The 11,858-nt window shown below is 63.4% G+C and carries 12 protein-coding genes; 5 read left to right on the top strand and 7 right to left on the bottom strand.

Annotated features, from left to right (window positions below):
- Window positions 1-160 precede the first annotated feature (160 nt).
- The gene (locus WFM45_RS00125; protein WP_048326838.1) at window positions 161-1,321 is read left to right on the top strand and encodes a pyridoxal phosphate-dependent aminotransferase; all 1,161 of its coding nucleotides are present in this window, start codon (window positions 161-163) and stop codon (window positions 1,319-1,321) included.
- A complete protein-coding gene (locus WFM45_RS00120) occupies window positions 1,309-2,082 on the top strand; it encodes an amidohydrolase (RefSeq protein ID WP_033634107.1) in 774 nt (257 codons plus the stop codon). The genes WFM45_RS00125 and WFM45_RS00120 overlap by 13 nt, the downstream gene beginning before the upstream one ends.
- On the opposite strand, the gene hpxK is transcribed toward WFM45_RS00120, so the two are convergent.
- The 7 genes from hpxK to WFM45_RS00085 form a co-directional block, all read right to left on the bottom strand.
- Window positions 2,083-3,327 (bottom strand): allantoate amidohydrolase, encoded by a 1,245-nt coding sequence (hpxK, locus tag WFM45_RS00115; RefSeq protein WP_049277495.1) that lies wholly within the window; start codon window positions 3,325-3,327, stop codon window positions 2,083-2,085.
- Window positions 3,324-4,568 carry a pyridoxal-phosphate-dependent aminotransferase family protein gene (locus WFM45_RS00110; protein ID WP_033634109.1) on the bottom strand — a complete coding sequence of 415 codons (1,245 nt, stop codon included), beginning with the start codon at window positions 4,566-4,568 and terminating at the stop codon, window positions 3,324-3,326. Before WFM45_RS00110 ends, hpxK begins: the two co-directional genes overlap by 4 nt.
- 46 nt (window positions 4,569-4,614) lie before the next feature.
- Window positions 4,615-5,358 (bottom strand): amino acid ABC transporter ATP-binding protein, encoded by a 744-nt coding sequence (locus WFM45_RS00105; RefSeq protein WP_033634110.1) that lies wholly within the window; start codon window positions 5,356-5,358, stop codon window positions 4,615-4,617.
- Window positions 5,339-5,995, bottom strand: a complete 657-nt coding sequence (locus tag WFM45_RS00100) for an amino acid ABC transporter permease (RefSeq protein WP_033634111.1) — start codon at window positions 5,993-5,995, stop codon at window positions 5,339-5,341. The genes WFM45_RS00105 and WFM45_RS00100 overlap by 20 nt, the downstream gene beginning before the upstream one ends.
- Window positions 5,995-6,660: an amino acid ABC transporter permease gene (locus WFM45_RS00095; protein ID WP_033634112.1), complete on the bottom strand. Its 666-nt coding sequence runs from the start codon at window positions 6,658-6,660 to the stop codon at window positions 5,995-5,997. The genes WFM45_RS00100 and WFM45_RS00095 overlap by 1 nt, the downstream gene beginning before the upstream one ends.
- A gap of 12 nt (window positions 6,661-6,672) precedes the next feature.
- Window positions 6,673-7,464, bottom strand: a complete 792-nt coding sequence (locus WFM45_RS00090; protein ID WP_164123926.1) for a transporter substrate-binding domain-containing protein — start codon at window positions 7,462-7,464, stop codon at window positions 6,673-6,675.
- A gap of 216 nt (window positions 7,465-7,680) precedes the next feature.
- Window positions 7,681-8,520, bottom strand: a complete 840-nt coding sequence (locus WFM45_RS00085; protein WP_033634154.1) for a MurR/RpiR family transcriptional regulator — start codon at window positions 8,518-8,520, stop codon at window positions 7,681-7,683.
- A gap of 142 nt (window positions 8,521-8,662) precedes the next feature.
- Here WFM45_RS00085 and WFM45_RS00080 point away from each other — a divergent pair, with 142 nt between their 5' ends.
- Genes WFM45_RS00080 through WFM45_RS00070 form a run of 3 tightly spaced genes read left to right on the top strand, consistent with a single transcriptional unit; the run spans window position 8,663 to window position 11,856 of the window.
- Entirely contained in the window at window positions 8,663-10,249 is a 1,587-nt protein-coding gene (locus tag WFM45_RS00080; RefSeq protein ID WP_033634114.1) for a gamma-glutamyltransferase family protein, read from the top strand.
- A gap of 24 nt (window positions 10,250-10,273) precedes the next feature.
- A complete protein-coding gene (gene hpxX / locus WFM45_RS00075; RefSeq protein ID WP_311265708.1) occupies window positions 10,274-10,465 on the top strand; it encodes an oxalurate catabolism protein HpxX in 192 nt (63 codons plus the stop codon).
- A complete protein-coding gene (locus WFM45_RS00070; protein ID WP_049277497.1) occupies window positions 10,462-11,856 on the top strand; it encodes an AtzE family amidohydrolase in 1,395 nt (464 codons plus the stop codon). The genes hpxX and WFM45_RS00070 overlap by 4 nt, the downstream gene beginning before the upstream one ends.
- Window positions 11,857-11,858: the final 2 nt, after the last annotated feature.

Below are 11,858 nucleotides of genomic sequence, written 5' to 3'. Positions count from 1 at the left end.
ATCGTTTCCCGTTCGGTATAGCGGTCAGCAGGTGAGGCTTAGCCGGCTGCGCGACAGGCTAAGCACTTTTTCTCATTTAGCCATCTAAGCGTCTTGATTGCCAAATACTAGCATCGTGTTATATTGACGGCAATATAAGCGCCTGGAGTATTCACCTGCTATGAGCACTTCCGCATTGATTCCCGAAAGTAAACTGCCTGCCCTGGGCACCACCATCTTCACCCAGATGAGCGCGCTGGCGCAGCAGCATCAGGCGATCAACCTGTCGCAGGGCTTCCCCGATTTCGACGGGCCGGACTACCTGAAAGCACGCCTGGCCTGGCATGTCGCCCAGGGCGCCAACCAGTATGCACCGATGACCGGCGTGGCGGCGCTGCGCGAAGCCATCGCCGACAAAACTGCCGAGCTGTATGGCTGGCAGCCGGACGCCACCGCCGAAGTGACCGTCACCGCCGGCGCTACCGAAGCGCTGTTCGCCGCCATCACGGCACTGGTGCGCCCCGGCGATGAGGTGGTCTGTTTCGATCCGAGCTACGACAGCTACGCGCCGGCGGTGACGCTGGCCGGCGGCGTACTCAAACGCCTCGCCCTGCAGCCGCCCGCGTTTGCCGTGGATTGGCAACGGTTCGCCGCCGCGCTGTCGCCGCGCACCCGCCTGGTGATCGTCAACACGCCGCACAACCCGTCCGCCACCGCCTGGCAGGCGGAAGACATGCAGCAGCTGTGGCACGCCATCGCCGAACGCGAAATCTACGTACTCAGCGACGAGGTTTACGAACATATCTGCTTCGCCAAAGGCGGCCACGCCAGCGTGTTGGCCCACCCGCAGCTGCGCCAACGCGCGATCGCGGTCTCCTCTTTCGGCAAAACCTTCCACATGACCGGCTGGAAAGTGGGTTACTGCGTGGCGCCCGCCGCGCTGAGCGCCGAGGTGCGCAAGGTGCATCAATACCTGACCTTTTCGGTCAATACTCCGGCGCAGTTGGCGCTGGCGGATAGCCTGCGCACCGAACCGGAGCACTGGCGACAGCTGCCGGCGTTCTATCGCGCCAAGCGCGATCGCTTTGTGCAGGCGCTGGCGAGCAGCCGACTGGAAATTTTACCCTGCGCCGGTACATACTTCTTGCTGGCGGACTACAGCGCCATCTCCGATCTGGACGATGTGGCGTTCTGCCATTGGTTAACTGAGCACGTGGGCGTGGCGGCCATTCCGCTGTCGGTCTTCTGTGCCGATCCTTTCCCTCATAAATTGATCCGGCTGTGCTTCGCTAAACAGGACGCCACGCTGGATGCAGCTGCGGAGCGGTTATGTCGACTTTAAAAATTACCCTGTTGCAGCAACCGCTGGTCTGGCGCGACGGCCTCGCTAACCTGGCCGCCTTCGACGCGTTGCTGGCGCCGATCGTCGGGCGCGATCTCATCGTCTTGCCGGAAATGTTCACCACCGGTTTTGCCATGGATGCCGGCGAGAGCGCCCTGCCCGAACAGCAGGTGATCGACTGGCTGCACGGCTGGGCGGTGAAAAGCCACGCGTTGATCGGCGGCAGCGTGGCGCTGAAAACCGCCGAAGGCGCGGTCAATCGCTTCCTGCTGGTGGAGCCGGGCGGCCAGGTGCATGCCTATGACAAACGCCATCTGTTCCGCATGGCCGGCGAACACCTGCACTACCAGGCCGGCAACCGGCGTGAAATCTTCGAGTGGCGCGGCTGGCGCATCCTGCCGCAGATCTGCTACGACCTGCGCTTCCCGGTCTGGGCGCGCTATCAGCAGGATTACGATCTGGCGCTGTACGTCGCCAACTGGCCGGCGCCGCGCAGCCGCCATTGGCAAACGCTGCTGGCGGCGCGGGCGATTGAAAATCAGGTGTATGTGGCGGGCTGCAACCGGGTGGGCGAAGACCCTAACGGCCTGAACTACAGCGGAGACAGCCTGATCATCAGCCCGCAGGGCGAGATCCTGGCGGATGCCGAGCCCGGCGCGGCCGCGCGGCTGGACGCCGAACTCTCGCTGGAAAACCTGCAAAGTTACCGCAGCGCCTTCCCGGCCTGGCGCGATGCCGACAGTTTTCTGCGTCTTGACTGATTAAACGCGGTCCCAGCCGGCGATCGTCAGGCAATAGGCCTGGATCGCCAGCGCTACGTCCGCCTGCCGCACCGCTTCAGCCGGATGATGGCTGACGCCGCCGGCGCAACGCACGAACAGCATGCCGACCGGCCATTGCGCCGCCACGGCGATGGCGTCATGACCGGCGCCGCTCGGCAGCGCCAGACTCTGCCCCTGTACCTGCTCGACGGCCGCCTGCCAGCGGCGCTGCAGATCGCTATCGCAGGCGGTGGCGTCAATGCGGTAAAACTCCTCGCTGGCGAAGCGCGCTCCGCGGCGTGCGCAGATCGTCTGCGCCTGCGCCAGCAACATCTCCAACAGCGCCGCCAGCGGCGCATCCTGCGGGCCGCGCACGTCGAGCGTCAATCGCACTTCGCCCGGGATCACATTGGCCGCGCCCGGCAGGCTCTCGATGCAGCCGACGGTGGCCACCAGATGCGGATCGGCGTCGCGGGTCAACGTTTCAACCGCCGTTATCCATTCCGCCGCGGCCGCCAGCGCGTCTTTGCGCTGCCCCATCGGCACCGTACCGGCATGCCCCGCATCCCCGCTAAAGACACAGTTAAGCCGACGTGCGCCGTTGATCGCCGTCACCACGCCCAGCGCCAGGTCGGCCGCCTCCAGACATGGGCCTTGTTCGATATGCAATTCCAGATAAGCGCGGATTTCCTGCGGCGCGCGGCGCGCCTGCGCGATCGCCGTCGGCTCCAGCCCAAAGTCGCGCATGGCCTGCGCGATGCTCACCCCATCCGCGTCAGTCTGCGCCAGCCATTCCTGCGGCCATTGGCCGGTCAAGCCGCGGCTGCCCAGCAACGTCACGCCAAAGCGAGCGCCCTCTTCGTCGGCAAAGCCGATCACCTCCAGCGCCAGCGGCAAACGGCGCCCCTGGCGGTGGTATTGCGCCACCGTTTCCAGCGCCGTGAGCACGCCGAGCATGCCGTCATAACGCCCGGCGTTGCGCACCGTGTCCAGATGCGAACCGAGCAGCAGCGCGGGGGCGCCGGGCGTTAGCCCTTCATAACGGCCACAGATATTGCCGACGCTGTCTTGCCACACCCGCATGCCGCTCTCGCGCATCCATTCGCCCACCAGAACGTTGGCGCGCCGATGTTCCGCAGACAAATAAAGACGCGTCAGTTTACCGGGCTCCGCGCTGATCGCCGCCAGCTCGTCACAGCGCGCCATCACCCGCGCGGCGGCCTGCTGCGCCTCCTGCGGCGTCATTCTGGCCGTCCTGCATCGTACAGCTTCCAGGCCGCCTGGAGGGCCTCCCCCTGTTGCGTGGCGAAGCCCAACCGGTTCAACACCGCCTCCAGCGCCGCCAGCGTTTGCAGCACGCAATCTTTGCGCGCGTTGTAGCCCATGGTGCCGATGCGCCAGATCTTGCCCTGCAGCGGGCCGAACGAGGTGCCGATTTCGATGGCGAAATCGTTCAGCATCATCTGCCGCACCTGCTCGCCGTGCACCTGCGGCGGGATCATCACGCCGAGCACGTTATTCATGCGGTGCTCGAGATCGCCGAACACCGCCAGCCCCATGCCTTGGATGCCCGCCAGCATCGCCGCGCCATGCAGCCGGTGGCGGGCAATGGCCTGATCCAGCCCTTCCTCGAGGATCACCCGCGCGCATTCTCGCGCCGCGAACAACATGCTGGTGGCTTCGGTATGGTGATTCAGGCGTTCCGGCCCCCAATAATCCATGATCATGCCGAGGTCGAAATAGTTGGAGTAGATCATCTCGTCGTCGCCGTCGGCATGTTCGGCGGTGCGGATCCCCTCCTCCACGCATTTGCGACGACGCACGATCTCTTCAAACTGCGGGCTGAGGGTGACCGGCGAACTGCCGGAAGGGCCGCCCAGGCACTTCTGCAGCCCGGCGGAGACCGCATCCAGCCCCCAGGCGTCGGTCTCCAGCGGGTTGCCGCCAAAGGACGCCGTCGCATCGGTATAGAACAGCACGCCGTGGCGGCGACAGATATCGCCCAGCTCATGCAGCGGCTGCAGCATGGTGGTGGACGTGTCGCCCTGCACCGTCAGCAGCAGACGCGGGCGCACCCGCTTAATCGCGTCTTCGATGCGATCGGCGCTGAACACCTCGCCCCACGGCGCGTCGATCGTGTGTACCTCGGCGCGACAACGGCGGGCAATTTCGCACAGCAGATGTCCGAAGCGGCCGAATACCGGCACCAGCACCTTATCGCCCGGACGAATGGCAGAAACCAGCAGCGCCTCGATGCCGGCGCGCGAGGTGCCGTCCACCAGCATCGTCCAGCGGTTTTCGGTGCGGAACAGCGCGCGATACAGCGCCATGACCTGATTCATGTAACCGGTCATTGCCGGATCGTACTGGCCGATCAGTTGGCTCGACATGGCGCGCAGCACGCGCGGATCGGCGTTGATCGGCCCCGGCCCCATCAACAGGCGCGCCGGCGGGTTAATCTGTTCGAACTGCGGAGTAGTTAGCATGTTATTTCCTTACCAGCTTAATAACTTGTCATTTTATTTGCCGAGATCAGGCTTCTGACAACCCGCGCACAGAAGCGATAAACTGTTTCAATTCCTGCGTTTGCGGATTGGCGAACAGCGTGCGGCTATTTCCCTGCTCCCACACCTTGCCCTGGTGCATGAATACCACCCGGTCGCCCACCTCGCGGGCGAAGCTCATTTCATGAGTGACCAGAATCAGCGTCATGCCCTCTCGCGCCAACTGTTCCAGCACCTTCAGGACTTCACCCACCAGCTCGGGATCCAGCGCCGAGGTGATCTCATCGCACAGCAACACCTTCGGTTTCATCGCCAGCGCCCGAGCGATCGCCACCCGCTGCTGTTGCCCGCCGGAAAGGTTGGCCGGCGCGTAATGCATGCGCTCACCCAATCCCACCTTGTTCAGCATCTGTTCGGCCAACTCGCGGCACTCGGCAGCGCTTTTTTTCAGCACCCGGCGCGGCGCCAGCATCACGTTTTCCAGCGCCGTCATATGCGGGAACAGGTTAAAGTTCTGAAACACCATGCCAATCGAGCGGCTGATTTCACGCGCCTGCGAATCGCGTTCGGTGATGGTCATGCCGCCCAGTTTGATGCTCCCTTCCTGATACCCTTCCAGCCCGTTGATACAGCGCAATAGCGTGCTTTTACCAGACCCGCTGCGGCCGATGATCGAGACCACCTGTCCCATGTCGATATCCAGATCCACGCCCTTCAACACATGATTCTGACCGTAATATTTTTGAACCTGATTAATGGTGATGATCGGCATGGCATTTCTTCTCCAGATAATGGCTGTAACGCGACAAGGGATAGCACATCAGGAAATAGCCCAACGCGACCAGACCAAACACCTTGAAGGGCTGATAAGTCACATTGTTCAGCATGGTGCCGGCCTTGGTCAGCTCGACGAAGCCAATGATCGACGCCAAGGCGGTGCCCTTGATCACCTGAACCGAGAAACCGACGGTCGGCGCAATGGCGATACGCACCGCCTGCGGCGTGATGACGCGCATCAGCGTCTGCGCGAAACTCAGCCCGAGACAACGGGCTGCCTCCCACTGACCTTTCGGCAAGGCGGCGATGCTGCCGGACCAGATATCCACCAGAAAAGCGCTGGTGAATAGCGTCAGCGCCAGCGCGGCCGCGGTCCATGGGCTGACGTCGACGCCGAACAGCGCCAGACCGAAAAACGCTAAAAACAGCTGCATCAGCAGCGGCGTGCCCTGAAACAGTTCCGCGTAAACGCGGACAAAACGCATTGCCCAGCGGCGCTTGCTCAGGCGCATCAACACCAGCGGCAGCGCCACCAGCGTGCCGCCGAAGAACGCCGTCAACGACAGCAGCAGCGTCCAGCGAGCCGCCAACAGCAGATTGCGCACGATGTCCCAATCGGTAAACGTCAGCATCAGTTTCGGCTCCCTAAAAAACGCCGCCCGGCGGCCAGCAACAGTTGACGCATCAACAGCGACAACAACAGATAAAGCAGCGCCGTCACCAGATAGACTTCAAAGCTGAGGAAGGTGCGCGACTGGATCAGGTTGGCGGCGAAGGTCAGCTCTTCGAACGAGACCTGCGACACCACCGAGGATCCCAGCATCACGATGATGCACTGGCTCACCAACGCCGGATAAATACGCTGCAGCGACGGCGGCAGTACGATGCGTAAAAAGGTCTGGCTGCGGCTGAGCCCCAACACGCGTCCCGCTTCCCACTGCCCCTTCGGCGTGACCTGAATGCCGGCGCGAATAATTTCGGTGCTGTAGGCGCCAAGGTTGATCACCATCGCCAGCAGCGCCGCCTGCCCGGCCGTCAGTTTCCAGCCCAGGCTCGGCAGGCCGAACACGATGAAGAACAACTGCACGACGAACGGCGTGTTGCGCACCACTTCGACGTAAACGCCCCAGAGGCGGCTCAGCGCGCCGGCCCGGCCGCTGCGGATCGCCGCGCCGCAAATGCCCAACGCAACCCCCATCAACGTCGCCAGCGCCGTCAGCGCCATCGTCGTCAGTAACCCCGCCAACAGCTCAGGCATGTAGGGCCAGAGCGCGGAGAAATTCAGCTGATAGGTCATCCGCCGCTCCCGTTATGCGCCAAAACCATCGGGCAGCGGCGCCTTCAACCATTTCTCCGACAGGCCATTCAGCGTCTTGTCCGCCAGCGCCTGTCCAATCAGCGCATCCACTGTGGCTTTCAAGGCCGGTTCTCCCTGGCGCAACCCCACGAAGCACGGCGAATCTTTCAACATGAACTGGGCGGCCGGCGCCTTGCCCGGATTCTGGCGCGCAAGGGCGCTCACCACCATGTTACCGGTGGCGATGTACTGCACCTGCCCGGAGAGATAGGCCGACAGCGTCGTGTTGTTATCCTCATAACGCTTGATCTGCGCCCCTTTAGGCGCGCCGTCGCTCAGCACCATATCCTCCACCGCGCCGCGCGTGACGCCGACGGTCTTGCCATCGAGCTGCGCCATGTTCGCCAACGCGCCGTCTTTCGGACCAAAGACCCCCAGGAAGAACGGCGCATAGGCGCGGCTGAAGGCGATGGTCTTTTCACGCTCCGGATTTTTGCCCAGGCTGGAGATCACCAGATCCACTTTATTGGTCTGCAGATAAGGCACCCGGTTGGCGCTGGTGACCGGCACCAACTGCAACTTAAGTTTCATCTTATCGGCCAGATAACGCGCCATATCGATGTCATAACCCTGGGGCTGCAGATCGGTGCCCACCGAGCCGAATGGCGGGAAATCCTGCGGCACCGCCACGCGCAGGACGCCGCGCTGCCGGATCTCCTGCAATTGATCCGCCTTGGTCGGCGCGGCCTGCGCCAGCAAGGCGATCCCGGTGAAAACCGTCCACAGCGTTTTTTTGATGTTCATAGCGTATCCCCGATGGTGAAAAGATGAAACAAAAGATTCTTACACCACAACCTCTGCAACTAATGTGCCAATCGAAAATACGTCGAACCCATGCCTTAACTGGCGCTGATTAACGAGAAAAAACCTGCCGGCCTCAGCGGGCCGGCGACGGAGAAAGGGAAGGCAGGCAGGCCAGAGCTGCACCAAAAATGTGCATCAGCACCAAAAAAGCGCCGGTTAGCGCGGTTCCAGTTCGTCCAAATCCTGATACAGACCGGCAATATGATGAATACGCGATCGCCCCTGCTCCAACATCTCATGCAGCAGGGCGTTGCTGAGCAGGTTACATAAGCTCATGGCGGCTGAATAGCTGTCGAAGGCGGAGACGCTGTCCAGCGAGGCGGCCAAATGCCAGTCCGCCAGCGGGATCAGCGCCTGCGCCTGCGGTTCGCAGATCAACAGCGTCGGCACCCGGCGAGTTTGCAGCTGCGTCAGTATCGCCTTGAGCTGACGCGGCCGGCGCCGAAACGCCACCACCACCGCCATATCCTGCGGCGCGAGATCGACCAGCTCCTCCGCCAGCGTCTGGCCGGGCTGCGGCATCAGCAGCACCCGCTCCCGCACCTGCATCAGCTGCTGACGCAGATGCATGGCTATCGGATAGCTGTTGCGAAATCCCAGCAGCGCGACCCGCCGCGCCCGCGCCAGCGCGGCGATCACCGCGCCGAATTGCTCCACATCGAGATGGCTCACCCAGTGCGAGAGGTTAGCCATTTCCTGCTTGTAATGCCGCGCCAGCAGCGTATTGCCCTGCACCGCATGCCTCTCGTCGGTCACCGGCATGCCGCTCTGGCGCAGGGTGCGCAGCTCAGCGCGCATGTCCTTGTAGCTGCGATACCCCAACCGCTTGAACAGCCTGCTGACCGTGGCTTTAGAAACCCCGCTCAAGCGCGCCAGCTCGGCGCTGTTGTAACTGATCAGGTCATCGAAATGATCGAGGATAAAGTCGGCGACGCGCTGTTCCTGCGGCGCCAATTGCGGATATTCGTTGCGCAGGCGTTCATCGAAGGGCTGCATCATCACTCTCGCTGTAACTTTTGTTTCACCGGAACATAGCACGCCCCGGCCCCTCACTGACAAGCAATTAATCGTCCTGATTAAAAGTGGAACGCCTCTTGCTTCTGTTATCCAAACGCTCACCTCAGACAAGGGCAGAAACATGATTAACAGCAATACCGCGCCACAGGGCATGGCGGTCACGCCACACCATCTCGCCAGCGAAAGCGCGCTGGCGGTGCTGCGCGAAGGCGGCAACGCCATTGAGGCGATGGTGGCCGCCGCCGCGACCATCGCCGTGGTCTATCCGCACATGAACGGCATCGGCGGTGACGGTTTCTGGCTGATCGTGCCGCCGCAGGGCGAGCCGCTGACCATCGACGCCAGCGGCGCCGCCGGCTCGCTGGCGACGCCGGCGCTGTACGCCGGAGAAAGCCGCATCCCGCAGCGCGGCCCAAAAGCGGCGTTGACCGTGGCCGGCACCGTCGGCGGCTGGCAGGAGGCGTTGGCCTATTCGGCCGAACTGGGCGAAACGCCGCTGCCGCTGTCGCGGCTGCTCGCCGACGCCATACGCTACGCCGCCGACGGCATTCCGGTCACCGCCTCCCAAGAGGCGGCGACGCGCAGCAAACGCCACGAGCTGGAGGAGTTCGCCCCCTTCGCCCGCATTTACCTGCCGCAGGGAAAGATCCCGCTTGCCGGCCAACGATTCTGCCAACCGCAGCTGGCCGATACGCTGATCGCACTGAGTGAGGACGGGCTCGACAGTTTTTATCGCGGCCCGCTGGCTGAAAGCATGGCGGCGGACATGGCGATGTTGGGCATGCCGCTTACCGCTCAGGATCTGGCGAGTTATCGGCCATGCCGCCGTCCTCCGCTGCGCCTGGAACACCAAAAAGGTGAAATATTCAATCTGGCTCCCCCGACCCAAGGGCTGGTGTCGCTTGCCATCCTCGGGCTGACCGACCGCCTGCCGCTGGTCGGACAGAGCGAAGGCGCCGTGGTGCACGCCGTGGTCGAGGCCACCAAGCTGGCGTTCGATCTGCGCGACCGTTTCATCACCGATCCGCGCCACATGACGCAGGATCCGCAGGCGCTGCTGGCGGCCGACCATTTGGATAGGCTGGCCGGACGCATCGACGGCCAAAAAGCGGCCGACTGGGGCCAGGGCAAAGGCCCCGGCGATACGGTCTGGATGGGGGTGATGGACAGCAGCGGGCTGGCGGTCTCCTTCATTCAGAGCATCTACCACGAATTCGGCAGCGGCGTGGTTCTGCCGAACAGCGGCGTCCTGTGGCAAAACCGCGGCGCCTCTTTCAGCCTGGACGCCGATCATCTGCTGGCGCTGGCGCCGGGCAAGCAGCCGTTTCATACGCTGAACCCGGCCGCCGCCCGGCTGTATGACGGACGCACGCTGATCTACGGCTCGATGGGCGGTGACGGCCAGCCACAGACTCAAGCGGCGTTATTCGTGCGGCATGTGGTGCAAGGGCTGCCGCTGCAGCAGGCGATCAGCGCGCCGCGCTGGCTGCTGGGGCGAACCTGGGGAGAAAGTTCGGACTCGTTGAAGCTTGAGGGGCGCTTTAACGCGGCGACCCTCGACTATCTGCGACAGCGCGGCCACGCCGTTGAACTGCTGCCGGCGTTCAGCGAAACGGTCGGCCATGCCGGCGCCATCGTACGCCACACCAACGGCATGTTCGAAGGCGCTTTCGATCCACGAAGCAACGGCAGCGCCGCCGGCTTCTGACTCTCTTGTTTATCGGGATCGCTTATGAACAATCAACACGCCGTCGATTGGGCGGCCTATATCCACCAGATGGAAACCGTGCTGGCCGTTGAACTGGACGATGTCCGCCGCCGGGAACTGTTGAAACAGATCGAACGCATCGCCGCGCTGGCCGAACCGCTGATGGCCTTACCGCTGGATCCGCGCCAGGAAATCGCAGGGGTATATCGCCCATGAACCCCTTAAGCGCCCTGTCGCTCGCCGAGATCCGTACGGCCCTTGAACGCGGCGCGCTCTCGGCGCGCGAGATCGTCCGGCATACGCTCGATCACATCGACCGTCAGAATCCCGCGCTGAACGCCTTTACGCACATCACCCGGGAACGCATGCAAAAAGAAGCCGATCGCCTCGACCGTTCGCGCGCGCTTGGGCAAACGCTGCCCGCTTTGGCCGGCATTCCCTATGCGGTAAAAAACCTGTTCGACGTCGCCGGTGAAACCACGCTGGCCGGCGCCCGCTTGTTCAGCGAGCGGCCACCGGCCGGCCGCGACGCCTGGGGCGTCTCCCGGCTGGCGGATCAAGGCGCGTTGCTTTGCGGCATGTTGAACATGGACGCTTACGCCTACGGTTTCACCACCGAGAACAGCCATTACGGCGCCACCCGAAACCCGCATGACCTCGGACGCATCGCCGGCGGCTCTTCGGGCGGCTCGGCCGCAGCGGTGGCTGCCGGCCTGGTGACCTTTTCGCTCGGCAGCGACACCAATGGCTCAATACGCGTGCCCGCCTCGCTGTGCGGCATTTATGGTCTGAAACCGACCTTCGGCCGTCTTTCGCGCAGCGGCAGCCAGCCGTTTGTCGACAGCCTGGATCACATCGGCCCGTTCGCCCGCCGGGTGCACGATCTCGCGACGGTGTATGACGCGATGCAGGGCATCGACGCCGGAGATCCGTTCCAGAGCGATCGGCCGATTACCCGCACCGAAACGTTGCTGACGCAGGGCAGCCAGAACCTGCGCTGCGCCGTGTTAGGCGGCTATTTCCTGCAATGGTGCAATGATGACGCCAAAGCCGCAGTCAACCAGGTGGCGCAAGCGCTGGCAGCCAGCGCCGAAGTCGAGCTGCCGCAGGCCGAGCTGGCTCGATCGGCGGCCTTTATCCTCAGCGCCTCAGAGGGCGGCCATCGCTATCTGCCGCAGTTGCGCAGCCAACCCGAACGCTTCGAGCCACTGTCGCGAGAACGACTGCTGGCCGGCGCCATGCTCCCCGCCACCTGGTATTTGCAGGCACAGCGCTTTCGTCACGCGTTTCGCCGGCAAGCCGCGCCGCTGTTCAAGCACTGGGACATTTTGATCGCCCCGGCGACGCCATGCAGCGCCACGCCGATCGGCCAGGAAACGATGCGCATCAACGGCGTCGATCTGCCGATCCGCGCCAGTATGGGCCTGCTGACGCAGCCGATTTCCTTCCTTGGCCTGCCGGTCGTGACGGTTCCTTTGAAAAGCGCATCCGGTCTGCCGATCGGCCTGCAACTGATCGCCCCGCCGTGGCGCGAAGATTTGGCGCTGCGCGCCGCCTATGCGCTGGAATGCGCCGGCATCGCCACTTGCGTCTGCAAACAGGAGTAATC

Origin of the sequence: Serratia sp. KG1D, assembly GCF_037150675.1 — a bacterium.
GTDB lineage: Bacteria > Pseudomonadota > Gammaproteobacteria > Enterobacterales > Enterobacteriaceae > Serratia > Serratia nematodiphila.
The sequence above is the reverse complement of the archived record's forward strand: the minus strand, read 5'-3'. Positions and strand labels throughout refer to the sequence as shown.